General features: G+C 59.1%; 15 protein-coding genes and 1 pseudogene. 5 read left to right on the top strand and 11 right to left on the bottom strand.

What is annotated here, in order from left to right; genetic code table 11:
- Positions 1-153: 153 nt before the first annotated feature.
- Positions 154-671, bottom strand: a pseudogene (locus tag DCC25_RS06530) (recombinase family protein); the annotation flags it as partial.
- A 20-nt stretch (positions 672-691) separates the two neighbouring features.
- On the opposite strand from DCC25_RS06530, the gene DCC25_RS06535 reads away from it, so the two are divergent.
- The 3 genes from DCC25_RS06535 (at position 692) to DCC25_RS06545 (ending at position 4278) form a co-directional block, all read left to right on the top strand.
- A complete protein-coding gene (locus DCC25_RS06535) occupies positions 692-1471 on the top strand; it encodes an LLM class flavin-dependent oxidoreductase (protein ID WP_233242819.1) in 780 nt (259 codons plus the stop codon).
- A gap of 69 nt (positions 1472-1540) precedes the next feature.
- Positions 1541-2509 carry a LapA family protein gene (locus DCC25_RS06540; protein ID WP_146206431.1) on the top strand — a complete coding sequence of 323 codons (969 nt, stop codon included), beginning with the start codon at positions 1541-1543 and terminating at the stop codon, positions 2507-2509.
- Between the two features lie 41 nt (positions 2510-2550).
- Positions 2551-4278: an AMP-binding protein gene (locus DCC25_RS06545; RefSeq protein WP_110101085.1), complete on the top strand. Its 1728-nt coding sequence runs from the start codon at positions 2551-2553 to the stop codon at positions 4276-4278.
- On the opposite strand, the gene DCC25_RS06550 is transcribed toward DCC25_RS06545, so the two are convergent.
- Positions 4267-5841, bottom strand: coding sequence for an AMP-binding protein (locus DCC25_RS06550; protein ID WP_199445892.1), 1575 nt, complete (start codon positions 5839-5841; stop codon positions 4267-4269). The two genes, DCC25_RS06545 and DCC25_RS06550, sit on opposite strands and share 12 nt — an antisense overlap.
- Positions 5842-5907: 66 nt before the next feature.
- Positions 5908-7101 carry an acyl-CoA dehydrogenase family protein gene (locus DCC25_RS06555; protein WP_233242954.1) on the bottom strand — a complete coding sequence of 398 codons (1194 nt, stop codon included), beginning with the start codon at positions 7099-7101 and terminating at the stop codon, positions 5908-5910.
- 116 nt (positions 7102-7217) lie between these two features.
- Here DCC25_RS06555 and DCC25_RS06560 point away from each other — a divergent pair, with 116 nt between their 5' ends.
- Complete coding sequence (locus DCC25_RS06560) at positions 7218-8990, top strand: AMP-binding protein (protein WP_110101087.1); 1773 nt, start codon at positions 7218-7220, stop codon at positions 8988-8990.
- A gap of 91 nt (positions 8991-9081) precedes the next feature.
- Here DCC25_RS06560 and DCC25_RS06565 read toward each other — a convergent pair whose 3' ends face one another.
- The 7 genes from DCC25_RS06565 to DCC25_RS06595 form a co-directional block, all read right to left on the bottom strand.
- Positions 9082-9867, bottom strand: coding sequence for an enoyl-CoA hydratase-related protein (locus DCC25_RS06565; protein ID WP_110101088.1), 786 nt, complete (start codon positions 9865-9867; stop codon positions 9082-9084).
- A gap of 18 nt (positions 9868-9885) precedes the next feature.
- Positions 9886-10818 carry a 3-hydroxyisobutyrate dehydrogenase gene (gene mmsB, locus DCC25_RS06570; RefSeq protein WP_110101169.1) on the bottom strand — a complete coding sequence of 311 codons (933 nt, stop codon included), beginning with the start codon at positions 10816-10818 and terminating at the stop codon, positions 9886-9888.
- Positions 10819-10823: 5 nt separating this feature from the next.
- Positions 10824-11900 (bottom strand): enoyl-CoA hydratase/isomerase family protein, encoded by a 1077-nt coding sequence (locus DCC25_RS06575; protein WP_110098763.1) that lies wholly within the window; start codon positions 11898-11900, stop codon positions 10824-10826.
- A 26-nt stretch (positions 11901-11926) separates the two neighbouring features.
- Positions 11927-13426 (bottom strand): CoA-acylating methylmalonate-semialdehyde dehydrogenase, encoded by a 1500-nt coding sequence (locus DCC25_RS06580; RefSeq protein WP_110101089.1) that lies wholly within the window; start codon positions 13424-13426, stop codon positions 11927-11929.
- A 134-nt stretch (positions 13427-13560) separates the two neighbouring features.
- Positions 13561-14916, bottom strand: coding sequence for a YibE/F family protein (locus DCC25_RS06585; RefSeq protein WP_110101090.1), 1356 nt, complete (start codon positions 14914-14916; stop codon positions 13561-13563).
- Positions 14909-15850, bottom strand: coding sequence for a GNAT family N-acetyltransferase (locus DCC25_RS06590; RefSeq protein ID WP_110101091.1), 942 nt, complete (start codon positions 15848-15850; stop codon positions 14909-14911). Before DCC25_RS06590 ends, DCC25_RS06585 begins: the two co-directional genes overlap by 8 nt.
- A complete protein-coding gene (locus tag DCC25_RS06595; RefSeq protein ID WP_110098766.1) occupies positions 15851-17233 on the bottom strand; it encodes a glycine--tRNA ligase in 1383 nt (460 codons plus the stop codon).
- Positions 17234-17429: 196 nt separating this feature from the next.
- Between DCC25_RS06595 and DCC25_RS06600 the strand changes: the two genes are divergently transcribed.
- Entirely contained in the window at positions 17430-17690 is a 261-nt protein-coding gene (locus tag DCC25_RS06600) for an RNA-binding S4 domain-containing protein (RefSeq protein WP_110101092.1), read from the top strand.
- Positions 17691-17820: 130 nt separating this feature from the next.
- Here the strand turns inward: DCC25_RS06600 and DCC25_RS06605 are convergent, their stop codons facing one another.
- On the bottom strand, positions 17821-20424 hold the full coding sequence (locus tag DCC25_RS06605) for a 5'-nucleotidase C-terminal domain-containing protein (RefSeq protein WP_110101093.1): 2604 nt from the start codon (positions 20422-20424) through the stop codon (positions 17821-17823).
- Positions 20425-20479: the final 55 nt, after the last annotated feature.

Here is a 20479-nt window from a genome sequence, read left to right on the forward strand (position 1 = left end):
ATAACGCAGCGATCATGTGCCTAGCCCGGCGTCGACTAAACGTCATGTACGCGATGATGAAAACAGGCACCCTATACGAACCCCGCACCCCGACCGCGGCTTGACAAACACCATAGGGACACCCCCCCCGCCCGACCGGATCAGGTACGCACCCGCCTCGGCCTGCTCCGGGATCTGCGCCCCGTCCTTCGTGTAGCCGAACGGCGTCCAGCCCGAGAGCACCGGCATCCCCTCGGTACGACGGCGTTCGTTCGAGCGGATCGTCCGCTCCGCCTTGCGCCTGGCCTCGAAGCGCGCGTGCCGGCCAGCATCGTCGCCCGGAACTCCCCATCGGCCGTGGCGAGGTCGATCTCGCCGTCGACCGTGACGACCTGCAGCCCATGGTCGATCAGCGTGTTCAGATCCTTGGTGCTGCGCAGGAGGCGGTCGATGTCGACGGCGACCACGATGTCGAACTGACCGGCGTCGGCGTCCTTAAGCATCCTGGCCCAGTCCGTGCCGGCACCACGCGGCTTGGAGGCCGAGACGGAGGAGTCCTCGTACTCGGCGACGACCCGCCAGCCCCTCAGCGTGGCCAGGTCGCTGATCTTGCGGAGCTGGGTGTCGATGGCCCATCCGTCGCCCGTGCGGTCCTGGGAGATCCGCATGTAGGCGGCTACGCGACTCGTCATGAATCCAATGTTACGGGTGAATGTTGCGCTACGAGAATCCGCTGTACTTTGCCGAGGAAGCCGCCACCACCGATCTCATCTCCGATGCGCGTCTACACCTGGGGATCTCCCGTGGTTCCCCTGAGGCGGCCTTAGATGGGCAACACCAGTTCGGTTATCACCGTGACCAGGGCCAGTCCTGGTCCGACTATGCCCGCAACACCGGAGGACGCATTCGACAGGCAGTCTCCGGTGAGCCCATCGCTCACGCTGACCCGGAGTCGTCCTGGGCGCCGGTGGGGGTGGACCGGTTGCGCATCGAACCGTATTCCTCGACCTTGATTAACCGCCTGTATTGGGGCGCCGGAAGCACCTCGTCGGCGGTCTGGGCCGGCGAACAGGGATATAACTTGGTCTCGTCTACCCTGTTGTTGGAAGACGACGGACGCCCCTTCCATGTCCAGCAGGCTCACCAACTCACCGAGTATCGTGCCGCTTATACTGCCTCGGGCCACACGACAGGCGGACAGACGGCGGTCACTCGGTCTATCTACGTGATCGAATCGGCCGAAGACAAGCTCCGTTATGCCCCGATCTCGGGGGAGACAGATTCTGTCGGGATGCTCGATGGTGCTCGAGCTCGGTCCGGGCCCACGGTGGTGGGCACCGTAGACAGCGTCGCGGAGCAGCTGGCCGCAGATCAGGCGGCGCGAGAGGCTGACCTGCTCCTGGTGGCCAACCCCAACCAGTGGGGCGTGGTTGCCAACCGGCGCCTCTTTGCCAGTTGGGTCCGGGTATTTGAGCACCTGAGGTGGAAGTGATGGATCAGCCCGCCGTGCGTCCCACAGTTTCATCTCACCACACCGAGCGCACAAGATAGAGTGAGCATCGTGGAGCCTGTGATCTTCTTCTTACTGGTGGCCCTGGTGATCGCTGTGGGCTGTTGTGCCGTGTTCTTATATCAACGTCGTGTCCAGCGTGCCCGATTGAACGCCTTACAACACAAGATCAAGCGGTTGCAGTCGGAACTGGCACTGCGAGAAACCAACCCCGCTCAGGCCTTGGACCACCCCGAATGGGTCACCGGCCAGCACCCAGCGATTCAACGTCTCCATACACAGTACGCGCGCGCCCAGCGACTCTGGGCACCGGCGGTGTCACCTGTGGACCCAAGTTCTGATGTAGCCACAAATCCCCGCTTATCGATTCGGGATCTGAACCGCATCGAAACGATTACCTCGCAGTTGGAGGATGTGCTCCGGGAGACGGAGACCATTATGCGCTTCACACAGTCCGGCGCCGAGGTCGACAATGTTCAGTTGCAGCAGTATTTGGAACCACGCTGGGGCGAGCGGTTGCGGTACCCCGATACGTCGGGGATGTCCGGTCGGCCCCGGGCGGAATATCTGCTCGATCACCTCTGGCCCTGCCGGCCACGGTTCGTCACCCGCGTCAGCTCCGCGGCCAGCCAGGTCATCCGTGAGCGGCTCGCTCACGGCACCTGGATCACCGACGAGTACGGCTTCCTCTGGCCCGCCAGTGTCAACATCGATCAATGGGCGGTATACCGCACCGTGATGTTGGGCTCACATGGGCGTTTGAAGGATCTGAGCCCGGTGGAGATTGCTAATGTTTATTATGAGGCGCTCGGCGACGACGATCTCGACGCACAGTCCCTTTTCCATCGGGCACAGCGGATCCTGGGCTTTCTGTTCTTTACACCAAAAAATCGTGAAGTGCTCCAAAATGCACTCACCGTGGGATTGCGTACCGACAGGTTGCGGTTAGTTGGTGAGAACATTGCCCGTGGCCGGAAGGACTTTGAGTCGGGCTACCGCCGAGTGGTGCACGACATCTGATCAGCTCGAGCCAAGATTGAAGCCACGAAAGGTGTGTGTTGATGACAGTCACGGAGACCTACCGAGCCTACCGAGATGACCTGCTACGTTTACGTGAGGATCTCGACCAAGCACGCAAGAGCTTCTCGTGGCCTGAGATCGACCACTTCAATTTCACCTCCGACTGGTTCGACCAGCTGGCCGCCGACCCCGTCCGTGGCGATCAACCAGCTCTGATCATTGCCAACGAGGCCGGCGTAGACATTTCCTTGACCTTCCGCGAGCTCGCGGAGCGCGCTGCCCGCGTGGCGGTCTGGTTCCAATCCCTGGGCATGGGCCGTGGCGATAAGCTCATGGTGATGCTGGACAACCAGGTCGAGCTGTGGGAAGCCATGCTGGCAGCGATCAAGCTCGGTGTGGTCGTTCTGCCCACCACCACGATGCTGGCTCCCCAGGCCATTATCTCTCGTCTGGAACGCGCCCAAGTGCGTTGGGCGATGACCAATACGGACAATCTCGACAAATTCGCCAACTGTGCCGACCAGCTCGATGGTTTGATCACCACTGGGGAGGCCACAGATCAGGCCCACGGGTTCACCCGCGAGGCCACCGGCGAGCTGACCGATCCGGGGCTGACCGATGCGGCGGAGACGATGCTGATCTATTTCACCTCCGGGACCACCTCGGAACCGAAGATGGTTACTCACACGCAGTACTCCTACGCAGTAGGGCACTTCTCCACTCTGTATTGGATGGGGTTGCGTCCCGGAGACGTCCATCTGAATATCGCCTCCCCGGGCTGGGGCAAACACGCCTGGTCCAGCTTCTTTACACCCTGGATTGCCGAGGCCACCATTCTGGTATTCAACTACCGTCGCTTTGATCCCGAGGCGCTGATGGAGTTAATGGATCGCCAGCAGGTCACCTCCCTGTGTGTTCCTCCGACCGTGTGGCGAATGCTGATCCAGGCAGATCTGACCCAACTGTCCACTCCTCCAACGGTTGCACTCTCGGCCGGGGAACCACTCAGCGCCAGCATCATCGAACACGTCCGGCGTGACTGGGGCGTGGATATTCGCGACGGTTATGGGCAGACCGAATCCACGCTCCAAATCGCCAACACCCCCGGCCAAGAGCTCACCCCGGGCGCTTTGGGTCGCCCGTTGCCGGGCTACCAGGTCGAGCTGATGGATCAGGACACCGAAGACATCATTTCCGGCCCCGGTGAAGGCCAGGTCGTTCTCCGCCTCGACCCACGACCGGGCGGGTTAACCCCGGGATACTACCGGGATGATGAGCGTAATGCCGAAGCCTTCTCACAGGGCGTGTACCGCACCGGGGACGTGATGAAGCGCGATGAATCTGGGGTCTACACCTACGTGTCCCGCGCCGATGATCTGTTCAAGGCCTCCGACTACAAGCTCTCGCCCTTTGAACTGGAATCCGGGCTCATCCAGCACCCCGCGGTGCTGGAAGTTGCCGTGGTGCCTTCACCGGATGCCATTCGTATGGCCGTGCCGAAGGCTTATATCGTTTTGGCTCAAGGCTATGAACCTACCGAAGAGACCGCGCGGTCCATCTATGAGTTCGGTCGTGAGACACTGCCACCATACGGCCGGGTTCGTCGCTTCCAGTTCTCGCAGCTACCCAAGACGATCTCCGGCAAGATCCGACGGGTGCAATTACGTCGCCAAGAACAAGAACTCCACGGTGACGATGGGCAGAAGACTCCGCCCGTGGTTACCGAAGGGTTCAACGTCGAGTTTGCTGAGGCCCAGTTACGGTCTTAGGCCCCCCCGGAGCTGACGCTTGAGAATTATGCCGGACTGATTCCGGGGTAGCTCGTCAACGAACTCGTAACTCTTAGGAATTTTGAACCCGGCCAAGATGGGACGCAGGAACTCTTTGAGCTCGTCAGCGTCGAGCTGCTGATCGGGCTTGAGCACCACATAGGCGGTAATGGATTCGATCCATTTCTCATCGGGGCGTCCAATGACCGCAACTTCCGCAACGGCGTCGTGACGGTAGATGGCATCTTCGACCTCGCGGGAGGCAACCAGGATACCGCCGGTGTTAATGACATCTTTAATCCGGTCGACCACCTCAATGTAGCCATCCTGATCGAGCACGACCTGATCTCCGGAGTGGAACCAGCCATCGGTGAAGCTTTCGGCAGTAGCCTCATCTCGATTCCAGTAGCCCCGACACAGCTGCGGCGAACGATACTGAATCTCCCCCGGGGTTCCTTCAGGGACCGGCTGTCCTTCTGGGTCCACCACCCGGATTTGCACCGTGGGTAACGGTAGACCCGCGGATTTCGGCCGTTCATCATGGTCTTCTGGACGCAAGACAGAAACCAGCGGCCCCATTTCAGACTGACCGAAGCAGTTGTAGAACCCGATCTTCGGATAAGCCTCCCGCAGTCTTTGGAGCACCGTGACCGGCATGATAGAGGCTCCGTAGTAGGCATGCGTCAGCGAGGAGAGATCCCGGTGTTCCAGCTCTGGATGCTGCGACAACGGCACCCACACGGTCGGGGCTAAAAACAAGCTGGTGGCCCGGTCTTCTTCCACCTTCGCCAAGATCTCTGAGATATCCGGAACGGTTAGGAGTCGAACGGTTACCCCCATCAGCAGATAAGGGGTCAAAAACACGTGGAGCCCGGCCGAGTGATAAAGCGGCATACACACCACAGGACGATCCTGGGGCGTAAAATCCAGAGCCTGTTGCACCGCACCATAGTGGGTCATCAACGATTCGTGCGTGTGAATCGCACCCTTCGGGCGCGAGGTGGTTCCGGAAGTATAGAGCAGTTGCACTACGTCACTAGATTGTTCCTGACTATCCGGTGTCTCACCAGAGGTGTAGGCCTGGCGTTGCTCAGGATCCTCGAGAATCAACTGCACCCGAGCCAGTAGCGAGTCCATGTCCCCGTGGAGCAAGGTCACCTGTTGCACGGCCGTATCGCCACGAACTTCCTCGACTTTGTCATATTGGTCTGGATCACAAAAGACATAGGTGGACCCGGAGTCAATCAACGCATGCACCAGCTCTTCACCGGTGAGGGCAAAGTTAATGGGCACGTGAACTGCAGCGGCCCGTAAAGACCCGAAGAATGCCAACACGAAGGCATCGGAGTTCTTGGCATAGGAAGCCACGCGGTCACCCGGTTTCACCCCGGCTTCGATCAGCAGACGAGCGGTGATGGTGGCCGCATCGTCTAGATCTCGATAACTAAATTCGCGTTGCAGATATTTCAGAGCTGGCTTATCGGGCGATCCGACAGCTACCCGGTGCAAAGCTTGCCCAATGGTGTTCAAGCGGGCACGTTGAATCATTTCACTGGTTTTCATGGGGCCCTTTTTATGAGGTTCTTTGGGATACTATGTGAGAGAAAACACGGTGTGACACGGCCGACTCTACACGAAAGCAGAGTGCCCCGTCACCGCCCTAGACACAATCAGCGAGTTGATCTCATAGGTGCCTTCATAGGTGTGTATCACCTCGGCATCACCGAAGATCTTGGCTGCTTCATAGGTCGATAGGATCCCGTTACCACCCAGCGCGTTGCGCGCAATCGCCGCCGATTCTCGCAACAGCCGAGACCCGGTCGCCTTACCCATGGCGGCATGGACCATTTCGATCTGGTTAGTTTCTTGCAAGCGAGCAATATTCATCATCATGCCCAGACATGCATGGGCATTGGAGATCAGGTCTGCAAGACCTTGCTGGATGAGCTGGAACTTCACCAACCGACGACCGAATTGTTGTCGATTCAGCGCATAGTTTCGCATCACATCAAAGGCACCCAGCTGGGCGCCGACGGCTTGCCAGCCGACCCAGACCCGGGAATTGCGCAACATTTCGTTCGCGGAGTCAAAGCCGACCACTCCGGGGAGCATGTCATCGCTGGAAACCAAGACGTTATCGAGGGTGATGTCCGCGTTTTGCATCACGCGCAGACCGATCTTATGCCCAATCTTTGCGGCCGAAAACCCTGGGGTCGATGAGTCAATCAGGAAAGCCTTCACCGAACCATCAGCGGCATCCTTGGCCCAGGCCAAGAGAAAATCACAGAAAGTCCCGGCGCCGATCCAGCGCTTGGCACCATTAATAACCCATCCACCCTCAACCGGGGTGGCAGTGGTTTCCAAACCCCCGGCGATGTCGGACCCGTGATCCGGCTCGGTCATTCCAAACGACCCGACCGCCTCAAAACGGGTGAGTTTTGGTAGCCACTGCTGTCGTTGAGCCTCAGAGCCCAACTGGTTGACCATACCGACAATGAGTTCATTATGAATACCCACCAACGCCCCGAGCGAGACATCGACACGACTCACTTCGGAGTAGACGAGCCCACGGTAGAGCCAGGACCGGTCCTGTAAAGCCACATCGGCGAGCCCAACCTCAGCCATCCCCGGAAGCAACTCAAAAGGAAACTCTTCACGGTTCCAGTAGTCGACAATCACCGGGCGAACCACGTCCTGCATGTAGGATCGCACGGCACGCAAAGCTTGACGTTCATCAGCCGTCAGCAACGATGCAACATCGAGCAGATCCGCATCAGGGAAAGGGAGACGAAGCTCAGGGTCGCAGTCCACGGTCGAAGTCATTGACATCCTCTCTCGAAACTATAAAGTGAGCTGTATCACTCCAGCTGGAACTATACACTTGTACAGCCTGTGATTCCATCCCCCTGTTTCCATCCTTGGCAAGGAGAACAATCCTCATGTCAGCTACCGAGACATTTCGCGCAGCCCGCGATCAACTTCTTAGCTACCGCACCGATATCCAGAGCGCCCGAGAGAACTTCAGGTGGCCAGAGTTTGAGCACTTCAATTTCGCCCTAGACTGGGTCGACCACGTGGCCTATGAGACCGAACGCGGGGATCACAACGCGTTAGTCATCGTTGAAGAGGATGGTTCCTCGACGCGACTGACATATCGAGAACTGGCCGACCGCTCCTCGCAGGTTGCCAATTGGTTGCGTTCTCTGGGTGTACAGCGTGGCGATGGCGTGATGGTGATGCTCAATAACCAGGTGGAGCTGTGGGAAACGATGCTGGCTGGCATCAAATTGGGGGCGGTGCTGTTACCAACCACGGTGATGCTCTCGCCCCATGATCTACAGGAGCGCATTGATCGTTCCGAGGCTCGCTGGGTTGTGGTCAACCCAGATAACGCAGAGAAGTTCGAGGCCGTCACCGGTGAGATGACGGTCATCACCACCGGAACCACGAGGTCGGACACCGAAGCGCAGAATGTGGCCCACCCCCGGTTCAGCTACGTTGCCTCGTTCGATGCGGACATCGCCTTTACACCGGATCAACCAACTCCTGCTGATGACACGGTCCTGTTGTATTTCACCTCCGGGACCACATCACGGGCCAAAATGGTGGCTCATTCCCATCTCTCGTACCCGGTTGGGCATTTCACCACGGTATATTGGATCGGTTTAGAACCCGGAGATGTTCACCTCAATGTCGCGTCGCCAGGGTGGGCAAAACACGCCTGGTCGAATTTCTTTGCCCCGTTGATCGCTGAAGCGACGATCTTCCTCTACAACTATTCACGCTTCGATGCCGAAAAATTGATGCAGGTTATGGATGACGAAGGGGTGACGAGTTTCTGCGCTCCGCCGACGGTTTGGCGGATGCTGATTCAGGCGGATTTGACCAAACTGAAGAATCCACCCGACAAAGTTGTTGCTGCCGGTGAACCGTTGAACCCCCGGGTGATCAATAAAGTCCGCGAAGACTGGAATCGAGACATTCGCGACGGGTTCGGACAGACCGAGTCCACGTTGCAGATCGCTAATACTCCCGGCCAGGAGCTCAAGCCCGGTTCCGTAGGCCGGCCCCTCCCCGGCTTTGAGGTGGTCCTGATCGATCCGGCCACCGATGAGCTCATCGAAGGGGCAGGAGAGGGCGAGGTATGCCTGGTTGCCGCCCCTCGGCCGGTAGGGCTGATGAAGGGCTACTATAAGGACCCGGAGAAGAACGACAAAGCGTTCCGCGGTGGCTACTACCACACCGGTGACATCATGGAGCGAGATGAGCAGGGAATCTTCACCTATATTGGTCGAGCCGATGACGTGTTTAAAGCTTCTGACTATAAGCTCTCCCCCTTCGAATTGGAATCGGCAGTGATTGAGCATCCGGCAGTGGCCGAGGTGGCGGTGGTCCCATCCCCAGATCCGATTCGACTCTCGGTGCCGAAAGCCTATGTGGTGTTGGCCGCCGGGCACGAGCCGACTGCTGAGACCGCGGCATCGATTTTCGCTCACACTTCCACGGTGTTGCCTCCGTATGCCAAGATTCGCCGGCTGGAATTCGCCGAGTTGCCCAAGACGGTTTCGGGCAAAATCCGCCGTGTTGAATTGCGTGCAAAAGAGCGGGAATTCCACGGTGAGGAAGGCGAACTCACGGATCAAGCTCGTGCCACGCGCACCAGCACCGAAGGGTACAACCACGAGTTTTCCGACACGGATGTCACCGCGTAACTGACCGATTTCCCGGACTTCAGCCCTCAGCACAGCAGGATCCGCCGGCTGGTAGGACACCAACCGGCGGATCCTGTATGTGTGGGGATTTTTAGTGATCTGTGAATTCAGGTTTGCGCTTTTCGTTAAAGGCGGCCATGCCCTCTTTCTGGTCCTGCAGGGAGAACAGGCTATGGAAGGTCCGGCGTTCAAAGAGCACACCTTGTTGCAAGGTGGTCTCAAAGGCAGCAGACACCGCGTCCTTGGCGACCAGAACCACCGGACGCGATTTCGAGGCGATGGTTCCGGCCACCTCGATCGCGGTGTCAAAAACCTTTTCATCCTCGTCGACTAGTCGTGAAACGAGACCGGCGCGTTCTGCTTCGTCGGCTGGCATCATCCGACCGGTCAGCACCATGTCCATGGCCTTGGCTTTTCCGACCGCTCGGGTGAGTCGTTGGGAACCACCCATCCCGGGGATGACACCGAGGTTGATTTCAGGCTGACCAAATTTGGTGGAGGGACCGGCGACGAGAATATCGCACATCATGGCTAGCTCGCAGCCACCACCGAGCGCATAGCCGTTGACCGCAGCAATGGTAGGGATCCGTAGATTCGCAAAGGCGTCCCAATCGGCAAACCAGTCGTTGCGTGCCATCTCTACTGCGGTTTTGGTCGACATTTCTTTAATGTCAGCACCGGCAGCGAAGGCTTTCTCGTTGCCCGTAATGACGACAGCCATGACCTGGGGGTCTTTTTCCCAGCCTGTGACGGTGTCCACCACCGCGGTCATGACCTCGGCATTCAGTGCATTCAGGGCCTGAGGACGGTTGAGCCGGATCACTCCGATCCGGTCTTGGACTTCGGTCAGAATAATCTCTTCGCTGGACTCAGTCATCGTCTCGTCATCTACCTTTCAGTGGTGGGTGTCGTTGTTTTGCGCTTTCTCGTCGTCATCACGGGGTGAACCCTGGCGAATAGTTTTAATGATCGCTGAGAAGTCCTGTCCTGAGTAGGCACCACCATCTAGCTCGTTGAACTGACGGTATGCCTCGTAGGCTGCTTCCCCGAACGAAGCCGAGGTCCCGGTGGTTTCAATCGCCGCATGCGCCAACCCGAGATCCTTGGCCATCAGCGCGGTCGCAAACCCCGGGGCGTAGCCCCGATCAGCCGGGGCCGTGCCCACCGGGCCGGGCACCGGGCAGTTGGTGGTCACGGCCCAACATTGTGCCGCCGAAGTCGACAGCACATCGTACAGTGCCTGGTCGCTGAGCCCCAGATTCTGTCCCAGCGCGAAGGCCTCACTGGCGCCAATGGTGGTCACCGCCAACAGCATGTTGTTACAGACTTTTGCCGCTTGTCCAGCACCGGAGTTACCGCAGTGCACAATCTTGCGTCCCATGGCCTGGAAAAGCGGTTCGGCCGTGGCAAACGCTTCGGCATCGCCACCCACCATGAAAGTCAAGGTTCCTGCCTCAGCACCGGACATGCCGCCCGAGACCGGAGCATCCAGTGGGCGGTGGCCTGCCTGACGAGCCTGTTCTGCAGCCTGACGGGCTTCATCGACGCTGATAGTCGACGAGTCAATAAACAGCGTGTTCTCCGGCGCGGCAGCTAGTAAGCCTTGATAGGCATCCAACACCTGTTGCCCGTTTTGGAACATGGTGATCACCACCTCGGCGTCGCGCACCGCGGCCTCTCCTGACTCGGCCGGGGCAATCCCCGCCTCGGCGGCACGCTCCACGGCAGCGGGAACCACGTCGAAACCGGTCACCTGGTAGCCGGCCTCCAGCAGGTTGCGGGCCATATGGGCCCCCATATTTCCTAATCCCAAAAACGCGATGTTCATCAGGTTCATCCTTCGTTGAGTTCTAGATCTGCTACCCCATCGACAGGGTCAAAGAAGCTGTTGACCAGCTGTTGGCTGACCTGCGAGAGCTCAGCCGGTTTCCACCGCGGGTTGCGGTCTTTATCCACCAGTTGAGCGCGGATACCCTCGCGCAAGTCGTGGCCATAGGCAGCATTCATGGTGGTCCGCAAATCTTGAGCCAGGGTTTCACCAATGGTCTGGTCTCCGGCCCGTTTGACGGCTTCTAAAGCCACTTTCATCCCGGTCGGTGAATTACGCTGTAGTGCTCGGAGCGCCTTTCCGGCCGGGTGGTCGGGGTGGTTTTCCACCAAGCCACTCACATTGCTCAGCATCTGTTCCACGGTGTCTGCGTCGTAGACTCGGTCGATCCATTCCGCCTGGGCGGCCAGCTCTGACTGGCCCGGCTCAGCCTGAAACTGCCGGATGGTCGGGTCCAGTTGGTCTGCGGTGCTGATCTGAGACACCGCGTCCAAAAGTTCCTCGATGGACTCGTCGTTGACGAAATAATCAGCCATTCCGATATGTAGGACATCGGCAGCTGAAATGTGTGCACCGGTCAGTGCCAGGTGGCGTCCCAGCAGTCCAGGCGCCTGGGCTAGGTAGTTGACTCCAGCCACATCGGGGCTGAAACCGATCCCGGTTTCTGGCATACCCAGCCGGGTCGTCTCGGTCACGATCCGGTGGGAGCTGGGGCCGGCCAGGCCCACTCCCCCACCGAGCACCACACCGTTCATCACGGCCAGCACCGGCTTAGGGTAGACCGAAATGGCGTGGTCGAGCTGGTACTCCGCAATGAAGAACGGCGAGGCATCACGCGGATCATTGACGACCTGGTGGTACAGCGCCACCACGTCCCCGCCGGCACAGAAACCGCGATCGCCGGCACCGCGCAACGCGACTGAGACCACCGCAGAGTTCTCGCGGAACTGTTGCAGTGTCGCGGTGATGGTGCGGACCATCTCCAGTGACAGCGAGTTCATCGCCTGGGGCTTATTCAGGGTGATGATGCCCAGTGATCCACGGACCTCTGCTATGACGTGTTCGGAATGGTTCTCGCTCATCTTCGTGGTCCTTTCGTGGTGGGGTGTTAGTTGCCGGTGGGCATCACGAAGCTGGCGCCGTCTTTGATACCGGATGGCCACCGTTGGGTGACGGTCTTGGTGCGGGTATAGAACCGGAACGCATCGGGGCCGTGCTGATTGAGATCCCCGAAGCCCGAGGCTTTCCAGCCGCCGAAGGTGTAATAGGCGATCGGAACCGGGATGGGCACGTTAATACCGATCATGCCCACCTCAATCCCAGCGGCGAATTCCCGAGCAGCGTCACCGTCGCGAGTAAAGATCGCCACACCGTTGCCCATCTTATGGCCGTGGATGATCTCCACCGCTGCGTCATAGTCGGCGGCCGGGACAATGGACAGCACCGGACCGAAGATCTCATCGGCGTGCAGTGAGGACCCGGGAGTGACGTGGTCGAAAATGGTGGCACCGATATAGAAGCCATTGGGATAATCGGCGACCTTGGGATGGCGGCCATCCAGGATGAGCTCGGCACCCTCATCCACACCGCGGGCGATGGCTGCTTCAATGCGTTCTTTGGCTTCCGGGGAGACGACCGGACCGAAATCGGAGTCCTGAGCCAGCGAGTGTCCCACGGTGAGTCGCTGGGCGCGTTCCAGGACCTTATCGCGAATGATCTGATGTGTCTCAACGCCGACCGGCACCGCCACGGAGATGGCCATACACCGCTCACCGGCCGAACCAAAAGCCGCCCCAATCAGTGCATCGGCGGCCTGGTCCATATCGGCATCGGGCATAATCACCATGTGGTTTTTCGCCCCACCGAAGCACTGGGCGCGCTTGCCCTTCGCGGCAGCGTGGGAATAGATCGAGGCAGCAATCGGGGTGGACCCCACAAAGCCCACGGCCTTGATGTCGGGGTGGTCCAGGATCTCATCCACGGCGGTTTTATCGCCATTAACGACCTGCAGGATGCCATTGGGCAGCCCAGCCTCGGTGAACAGCTCCGCCAGCCGCAGGGGCACCGAAGGGTCTCGTTCGGAGGGCTTGAGGATGAAGGCATTACCGGAGGCAATCGCGCCGGCGGCCTTCCACAGCGGGATCATGGCCGGGAAGTTGAACGGGGTAATGCCGGCGACCACGCCCAATGGCTGGCGCATGGAGTAGACATCGATGCCGGTGCCGACTCCGGTCGAGTACTCGCCTTTCAGCAGGTGCGGGGCTGCGGTGGCGAATTCCATCACGTCCAGCCCACGTTGCAAATCTCCCTTGGCGTCGTCCAAAATCTTGCCGTGTTCCAGCGAGAGCAATTCAGCCAGCTCGTCTTCGTGCTGGTAGGCCACATCCACGAATCGCGAAATGATCCGAGCTCGTTTCTGGGCGTTGGTGGCTGCCCACGCGGGCTGGGCTCGTTTGGCCTGGGCGATTGCCTCCCGAACCTCGTCGACACTGGCCAGCGGGACCTGAGCTTGAACTTCTCCCGTGGAGGGGTTGTAGACGTCACTGAAGGCACCAGATGATCCCGGTACCCGTGCACCATTGAGGTAGTGACTAAGTTGCTGAACCATGATCGAGACCTCTTTCTCCCGTCGTGCTACCAATTCATGCCACACACCTGCAAACTGTACGAGCGTACAGGACAGTGTTCATCTCTGAATCTAGCACGAGTTGTGCCCCGGATCACACTACCACGGGCTGGAGGTTAAGAGTCACTGCTGACGGCCTTGGCCACCACAACGGCAATGGCGGTGGTGGCCGGGATGGCCAAGACCAGTCCGATCGATCCCACCAAGATCCGGACGACTTCTTCGGCCAGTTCGGAGGAGACCAGGATGGTGCCCAGTCCGGTTTCGTACATGGAGATCACCATCATGACCGGTAACGCTGATCCGGCATAGGCAAAGGCGATGGTATAGACCGTGGAGGCAATGTGGTCCCGACCGATGCGCATGCCGGCGCTAAAGAGCTCCCAGGCGCTGGCCTGCGGGTTGGCGGCTTGCAGTTCCCAGACCGCTGAGGATTGGGTGATGGTCACGTCGTTGAGCACTCCCAGCCCGGCGATAAGTAGTCCGCAGAGCACAATGCCGGAGAGCCGAATATCGGGCACAACCGAGGAGAGCACGAAGGATTCTTCTTCACCCATCCCGGTCAGATAGGCGGCATCGGTGCTCCAAATGGCCAATCCTGCGGTCAAGCCCAGGCCTAAGAGGGTGCCGAGCAGGGCGGTGGTGGTCCGTAGAGAGAAACCGTGGGCGAAGTAGAGCACAGCGACCATGATCAAACAGCACCCGACGAGTCCAATCCACAGTGGTGGGCCGCCTTCGAGCAGTGCCGGGATCATGAAAAAGAAGATCACCGCGAAGGAGGCGACGAGTCCGATGATCGCGCGCACCCCGCGCCACCGGGCCACCAGCACGACCACCAGCGCGTAGAGGCCGGCCAGTAGCACGATCGGTACGGTGCGCTCGAAGTCGACGAAATCGGCCACCGAGGTGTCAAATCCCGACGAGGCGTTGGGGCGCAGGATTTTCAGTCGGTCTCCCACCTCAATGCTGGCCGAAGCCGAGACCTGGGGCGGGATCTCCACTTCGACTCGTTCACTGCCACCTCCATCGGGATTGACCCAAGCGGTGTGGCACTCTGGGCTAGCCCCGGTCTCGGAATCGGGCAGGGTCATGGGAGCCCCGGTGGTTGACTCCATCACCTGGTTTTGGTCTTGACAGCTTCGTTCCGCCGTTTCGATGACGGTGGCCGGTGTGATGGTGAAGTTCTCGGTCGTGCCGTAGGGGTCGTCGAGGGCCAGTTCCCGGTAGCTGCCGGAGGGCCACAACAGCACCATGCCGATGATCAGCACCAGGGTCAACGGGGCCAAGATTCCGGTCAGCCACCCGATGACACGGCGCTTTTTGCGACTGGAGGTGCCAGCCACCAGTCCATCGGCGCTGGGCCCGGCCGGTAGGCCGTGGCCGTGCCCGGCATGCGGGGTCCCAGTCTCCGTCTCGTTGCGGGGGTGCCCAGCAGTGGTTGCTCGACGTGAACGGCGACGGTGATCAGCCATCCGTGGCCCACAGGTGATGAGTTGCTTCCACGGTGGCATAGCCGGAGTCAATCAACTCGTCGATGACCGGGTTGAGCGCGGTGAGTGACTCATCGGTTTCGAGCTGAATCGGGTATGTTCCGGTGAGCATGGCGAGTAAGTTTCTCACGGCGGTGTGCGGGTCGGGAGCCTCCGGGTTCCATCCCATGAGCACCTCGGCCGGTTGCCGTTCATCGTGCTCGGCTCCGTCCGGTCCCTCCACCAGGTAAGAGATCGCGAATGCCTGAATGGTACCTGAGTGCGCTTTGGGGCGGTCTCGGACTACCACAGCGCCGGTCGCTGCAGTTTCAGGTGCCAGGAAGAGCTGTTGAGCCTTGGTCAGGCTGATCTCGCTGGGATCCCAGCTAGCATGCACGGCATTGTAGAAGGTCGCGACCGCTTGAGAGAGCTCAACGGAACCGGTGCCGAGTTCTTCTAACACTGGGGCACCGTCCTCACCATTCTCGCTGAAGGTGGGAGTTTGTAGTCCACCGGGTCCAATCAACACCCTCCGAGCGGTGTTGATGCGGGAGAACCCGTGCCGGGTTAAAAAGGATTCGGTGGCGGTATCACCGGCCACCGACCGGGCCTTGAGCTCGCTACCTGCCGGGATGTTCTCACCCAACCGTTCCAAGAGCAGGCCGGCAATTCCTTGACGACGCTCGAGCGGAGCAGTTTCGAGGTATACCCAGTGCCGTTGGGGGTGGATGGGTTGCTCTCGCACACCACCGGCAGCGATGGCAATACCGTCGCGTTCAGCGACCAAAGTGATGCCGAAGGGCTCGGTGGTGGCCCTGGCAAGAATGAGTCGATCGGCAGCTTGCTGGGGCGAGGCGACGTCGGCGAAAACTTCGAGAAGCTTCAGGTCGTCACCTTCTGCCCAAGGCCGGATGTGAATATCGTCGCCTGGTGTCATTTAGATACCCAAATTGGTGCTGAGGTAGTTCTCCACCTGGTCAAGGCTCACACGTTCTTGGTTCATCGAGTCACGTTCGCGGATCGTCACGGCCTGGTCTTCGAGCGTGTCAAAGTCGACGGTGATGCAGTACGGGGTACCAACTTCGTCCTGACGACGGTAGCGACGCCCGATCGCCCCGGACTCGTCGTAATCGACATTCCAACGTTTCCGCAGCGTGTCTGCCAGCTGGCTAGCCGGGACCTGTAGCTCGGATTTCTTCGACAGCGGGAGCACGGCGGCTTTAATCGGTGCCAATCGGGGGTCCAGGCCCAGTACGGTGCGCACATCAACCCCACCCTTCGTGTTGGGGGCTTCGTCTTCGCGGTAGGAATCCACTAAGAAGGCCATCAGCGAGCGTGTGAGACCGAAGGAGGGTTCAATCACATAGGGTGTGTACCGCTCGTTGGTGCCCTGGTCGAAGTACTGCATCTTGGTACCGGAATACTCGGTGTGTTGCGACAGGTCATAGTTGGTCCGGTTCGCAATACCCATCAGTTCGCCCCACTCAGAACCCTGGAAACCGAAACGATACTCCAAGTCGATGGTGCCGTCCGAATAGTGTGCCCGGTCTTCGGCAGGAACATCGAACTTACGCAGGTTGTCGGAGTTGACGCCGAGATCAACGAACCAGTTGAAGCAGTCATCAACCCACCGGTCAAAGTGTTCGCCAGCCTGGTCGGGATGGACGAAATATTCAATTTCCATCTGTTCGAATTCGCGGGTGCGGAAGATGAAGTTACCCGGAGTGATCTCGTTACGGAAGGCTTTACCAATCTGGCCGATACCAAACGGTGGTTTCTTCCGGGAGGCATTGAGCACGTTCAGGAAATTCACGAAGATGCCCTGGGCAGTCTCCGGGCGCATGTAGTGCAGGCCTTCCTCATTATCAACCGGCCCCAGATAGGTTTTGACCAGTCCGGAGAACAACTGAGGTTCGGTCCACTGGCCACGAGTCCCACAGTCGGGGCAGACGATTTCTGCCATGGATTCTGCAACACGGTTATGCTTGGCTTCGAAAGCTTCCTCGAGGTGGTCTTGGCGTTGCCGGCGGTGACAGCTCGTGCATTCCACCAGCGGGTCCGTGAAAGTCTCGACGTGGCCGGAGGCCTCCCAGACCTGACGGGGCAAAATAATGGACGAGTCCAGTCCGACCATATCGCCACGCCCACGAACAAAGGTCTGCCACCACTGATTCTTAATGTTCTCTTTCAGCTCGACGCCCAGTGGTCCATAGTCCCAGGCTGAACGCGAGCCACCGTAAATTTCACCGGCTTGGAACACGAATCCACGCCGTTTGGCGAGATTAATAACCTGGTCCAGAGGAGATGACGGGGCAGCCATGAAGCTTCACTTTCTGCGCGGGCTCGCGCGGGACAAAGGTGGTATGAGTGTCTTGATATCGTGGAGGCTCACTCTGTTCGATGGTGCGTAAGCGAGCCTAACGGTGACTAGTCTACGGGCAGTTTGAGTCACGGGCACGGATGCGACACCCAGATCAGGCACTGACAACATCGTTGGCGGGTGTGAGAATGGCATCATGGGTATTTCTGCTTCTGAGCCACCTGACGTCACAGCACTATTGATCAACGATGACATGATCCGTTTAGGCCAGGCCCTCAAATTGGGAAACCTCGTCGAAGACGGAGTGGAGGCCCGTGAGATTATCCAGGATGGCCTTATTGTGGTCAACGGTGAGGTCGAAACTCGCCGTGGTCGGCAATTGCACCCCGGGGACGTAATTGCTGTCCCGAGCGCAGGCATTGCTGTCACTATCGAACGAGAATCACCCGGGGTCTAGTCTGTTCCTGTGTTTTTCGTTCTTTAACCCGGTTAAGACTCAGCCTCCACAACGATTCAGGGTGGTGACGGAATGATTCCGTCACCACCCTGATCGTCGGTGTGAACTATCCCCTCAGGGGATAGGGCCCTTACTCGTGAGCGTTAGCGCGGCGGCGAACCAACAGCGCGCCAACACCCAGAGCCGCTACACCCAGCAGTGCCAGACCACCAATGGTGGCACCAGTGGAAGCCAAGGAGCCCTGTTGAGAACCCTCGGAGCCCTGTTCAGAACCTTCGGCACCGCCCTGGCCCTTGTCGCCAGCCTCGCCATCTTCGCTAGCCTCGCCACCTTCGCTAGGCTTGCCCGACTCATCTTCATCACCAGGTTGCTGACCAGGCTGCTCGCTGGTCTCGTCATCACCAGGCTGACCAGGCTGCTCGCTGGTCTCGTCATCACCAGGCTGACCAGGCTGCTCGCTGGTCTCGTCATCACCAGGCTGACCAGGCTGCTCGCTGGTCTCCTCGTCACCAGGCTCGGTCGTCTCACCATCACCAGGCTGTCCGCCCTCGTCGTCCCGCTCACCAGTCAACTCAATGGCGCGGGTAATGATGGTACCGGTGGTCTCATCCACCAGCTTGACCTGAACGTTACCGGCAGCCAAATCGAACTGCGACAGGTCGAACGTGACGTTACCTGCTTTGTCTTGCACCTCGACGGTGCCCAGTTCAACCTCGGTGCCATCTTCGGTCACGATGCTGGCCGCGAAGTTCTCCGGAATCGGAGCGTTGTAGGACGGAACGCCCAGGGACTGCAGGCCGAAAGTCAGCTCGCCGTTGATGTCGTAGCTATCAGACACATCAGAGATATTGATGGCCTGCTGATCGAAACGCGGAGCAATCTTGCCATCCAGCTCGTCACGCAGGTAGTTGACGAAGATGTCGGAGTCAATCAGCGCGGTCTGCTGCTGGTTCAGGCTGTTACCAAAAGCACGGAAGTTGTCACCACCAGCGGCCAAGAAGGACGGCAGAGCCACCTTGAAGGTCTCGTCACCAGTGACCAGCTTGTCGTTAACCCAGATCTGGTCGATGTTGTTACCCAGAGTCTCGTGACCAGCACGGTTGTTAGCGTTGGTCGACACTTCACCGGTAAAGGTGTAACGAACGTTAGAGCTCAGAGCCAGTTGCAGGTAGGGGCGAGAAGGAATCTCACCATCAGCGGTGGTCTGCCACTGCTGTTCCAGCGCTTCACGGAGCTGCTCGCCGGTGATCTCTACGACGTAGATGTCGTTAGCAAACGGGTTCACGGATACAGCATCAGCAACGGTGACTTCACCAGGTTGCAGGTCTTTGTTCAGACGCAGGCCACTGGGGAATTCGTCACGGAGGGAGCCGGCGGCCAGCACACCGATGTCAGCACTCAGACCAGCCGGGTTGTTATTGCCGGCCCACAACCACGCATCGGCCACCAGGTGACCCATGGTGGATTCACGATCACGCTGGTCGAATCCACCCTTATCGGTGGCCTCAGGATTGTAACCGGTGGTGATGTAGTCTTCGAGGTCGCCGATCACCACAGAGCCTTCTTCTTCAGCCACAGCAGCGGCGTCATCAACAATCTGCTTAACCTCGGTCAGCACCGGGCTGGCAGCGATCTCTTCATCACTCGGAGCATCGCCGGCAGGCAAGTTCTTGTGCTCGACGTCAATGATCTCGCCCTCAGCATCGAGGCTGAAGTCAACACGAGCCAGGTTGCTGCCGTATTCACCGGTCTGCATAACCGGGCGGGTCTTGCCCTCCTCGCCTGGAACTGGAGCATCCACGTTGTACAACTCGTGAGTGTGACCGGTAAAGATCACGTCAGCTTCAGGGTGGGTGTTGTTGACGATGCGGTCGTTGTCAATATTGTCGGTGTTGACACCCTCGTGGTACGAAGCCACGATGATGTCTGCCTCGCCGTTCGACGCATCCCCATCGGACAGCTGCTCAATGTAGGTGTTGACCGATTCCACCGGGTCTTTGAACTCGACGGACTCAATGCCGGCCGGGTTCACCAGGGTAACAGTCTCCTGGGTCACACCGCCCACGACGGCCACGGAGTGACCGGACTCGGTTTCGTAGATCTTATAAGGATCGGTCAGCGGCTCGCCGGTTTCCTTCACGATCACATTAGCCGCCAGATGATCGAAATCCGAGCGCGGGAAGACACGGTCTACTAAGTCGCTAACGCCCTTATCAAACTCGTGGTTACCCAACGCACTAGCATCCAGACCTAGAGCATTCAGGTAATCCAGAGTCGGGTTGTCATCCTGCACAGAGGAAACATACAGCGAAGCACCAATATCGTCACCAGACGACAAGAACAAAGTGTTACCAGGGTTCACAGCCTGCTGATCAGTGATCAGCTTGGCAAACGGCATGGCGATATCTTCACTCATGCGACCATGAAAGTCATTGATGTTCAGCAAGCTGACGGTGGTTTCTCCGTCTGGGTTCTCGGCGGTTTCCTCATCCGGATTAGGGGATTCGGAGCCCGCGGTCTCAGAACCTTCCGTCTCGGTATCTTCAGTCTCAGGTCCGTTGTCAGCGGGCTGAGTCTCCGCAGGAGCTTCCGACGGCTGAGTAGCCGGTGCCGAAGGTGCGGGAGTTTCTTCAGGGGCAGGGGACTCGGAAGTCGCTGCCAAAGCCGGGGTCGGAGCAAGCAACCCCATCAGAGTGATCAGCCCGATAGCAACCGGGCGACGATTCGACGACATGCGCGTTCTCCTCGGTGATAGTGATCTTGGAACAAGGCTTGGTCAGCCTCAGTAA

This window comes from Auritidibacter sp. NML120636 (genome assembly GCF_003185945.1).
In the GTDB taxonomy this organism is placed as follows: domain Bacteria; phylum Actinomycetota; class Actinomycetes; order Actinomycetales; family Micrococcaceae; genus Auritidibacter; species Auritidibacter ignavus.

Bases quoted from the DNA above. Each gene is read 5' to 3' on its own strand.
- DCC25_RS06535 (WP_233242819.1), top strand. From the start codon at position 692: ATGTTGCGCTACGAGAATCCGCTGTACTTTGCCGAGGAAGCCGCCACC.
- DCC25_RS06545 (WP_110101085.1), top strand. From the start codon at position 2,551: ATGACAGTCACGGAGACCTACCGAGCCTACCGAGATGACCTGCTACGT.
- DCC25_RS06550 (WP_199445892.1), bottom strand. From the start codon at position 5,841: ATGAAAACCAGTGAAATGATTCAACGTGCCCGCTTGAACACCATTGGG.
- DCC25_RS06555 (WP_233242954.1), bottom strand. From the start codon at position 7,101: ATGACTTCGACCGTGGACTGCGACCCTGAGCTTCGTCTCCCTTTCCCT.
- DCC25_RS06560 (WP_110101087.1), top strand. From the start codon at position 7,218: ATGTCAGCTACCGAGACATTTCGCGCAGCCCGCGATCAACTTCTTAGC.
- DCC25_RS06565 (WP_110101088.1), bottom strand. From the start codon at position 9,867: ATGACTGAGTCCAGCGAAGAGATTATTCTGACCGAAGTCCAAGACCGG.
- mmsB (WP_110101169.1), bottom strand. From the start codon at position 10,818: ATGAACATCGCGTTTTTGGGATTAGGAAATATGGGGGCCCATATGGCC.
- DCC25_RS06575 (WP_110098763.1), bottom strand. From the start codon at position 11,900: ATGAGCGAGAACCATTCCGAACACGTCATAGCAGAGGTCCGTGGATCA.
- DCC25_RS06580 (WP_110101089.1), bottom strand. From the start codon at position 13,426: ATGGTTCAGCAACTTAGTCACTACCTCAATGGTGCACGGGTACCGGGA.
- DCC25_RS06585 (WP_110101090.1), bottom strand. From the start codon at position 14,916: ATGGCTGATCACCGTCGCCGTTCACGTCGAGCAACCACTGCTGGGCAC.
- DCC25_RS06590 (WP_110101091.1), bottom strand. From the start codon at position 15,850: ATGACACCAGGCGACGATATTCACATCCGGCCTTGGGCAGAAGGTGAC.
- DCC25_RS06595 (WP_110098766.1), bottom strand. From the start codon at position 17,233: ATGGCTGCCCCGTCATCTCCTCTGGACCAGGTTATTAATCTCGCCAAA.
- DCC25_RS06600 (WP_110101092.1), top strand. From the start codon at position 17,430: ATGGGTATTTCTGCTTCTGAGCCACCTGACGTCACAGCACTATTGATC.
- DCC25_RS06605 (WP_110101093.1), bottom strand. From the start codon at position 20,424: ATGTCGTCGAATCGTCGCCCGGTTGCTATCGGGCTGATCACTCTGATG.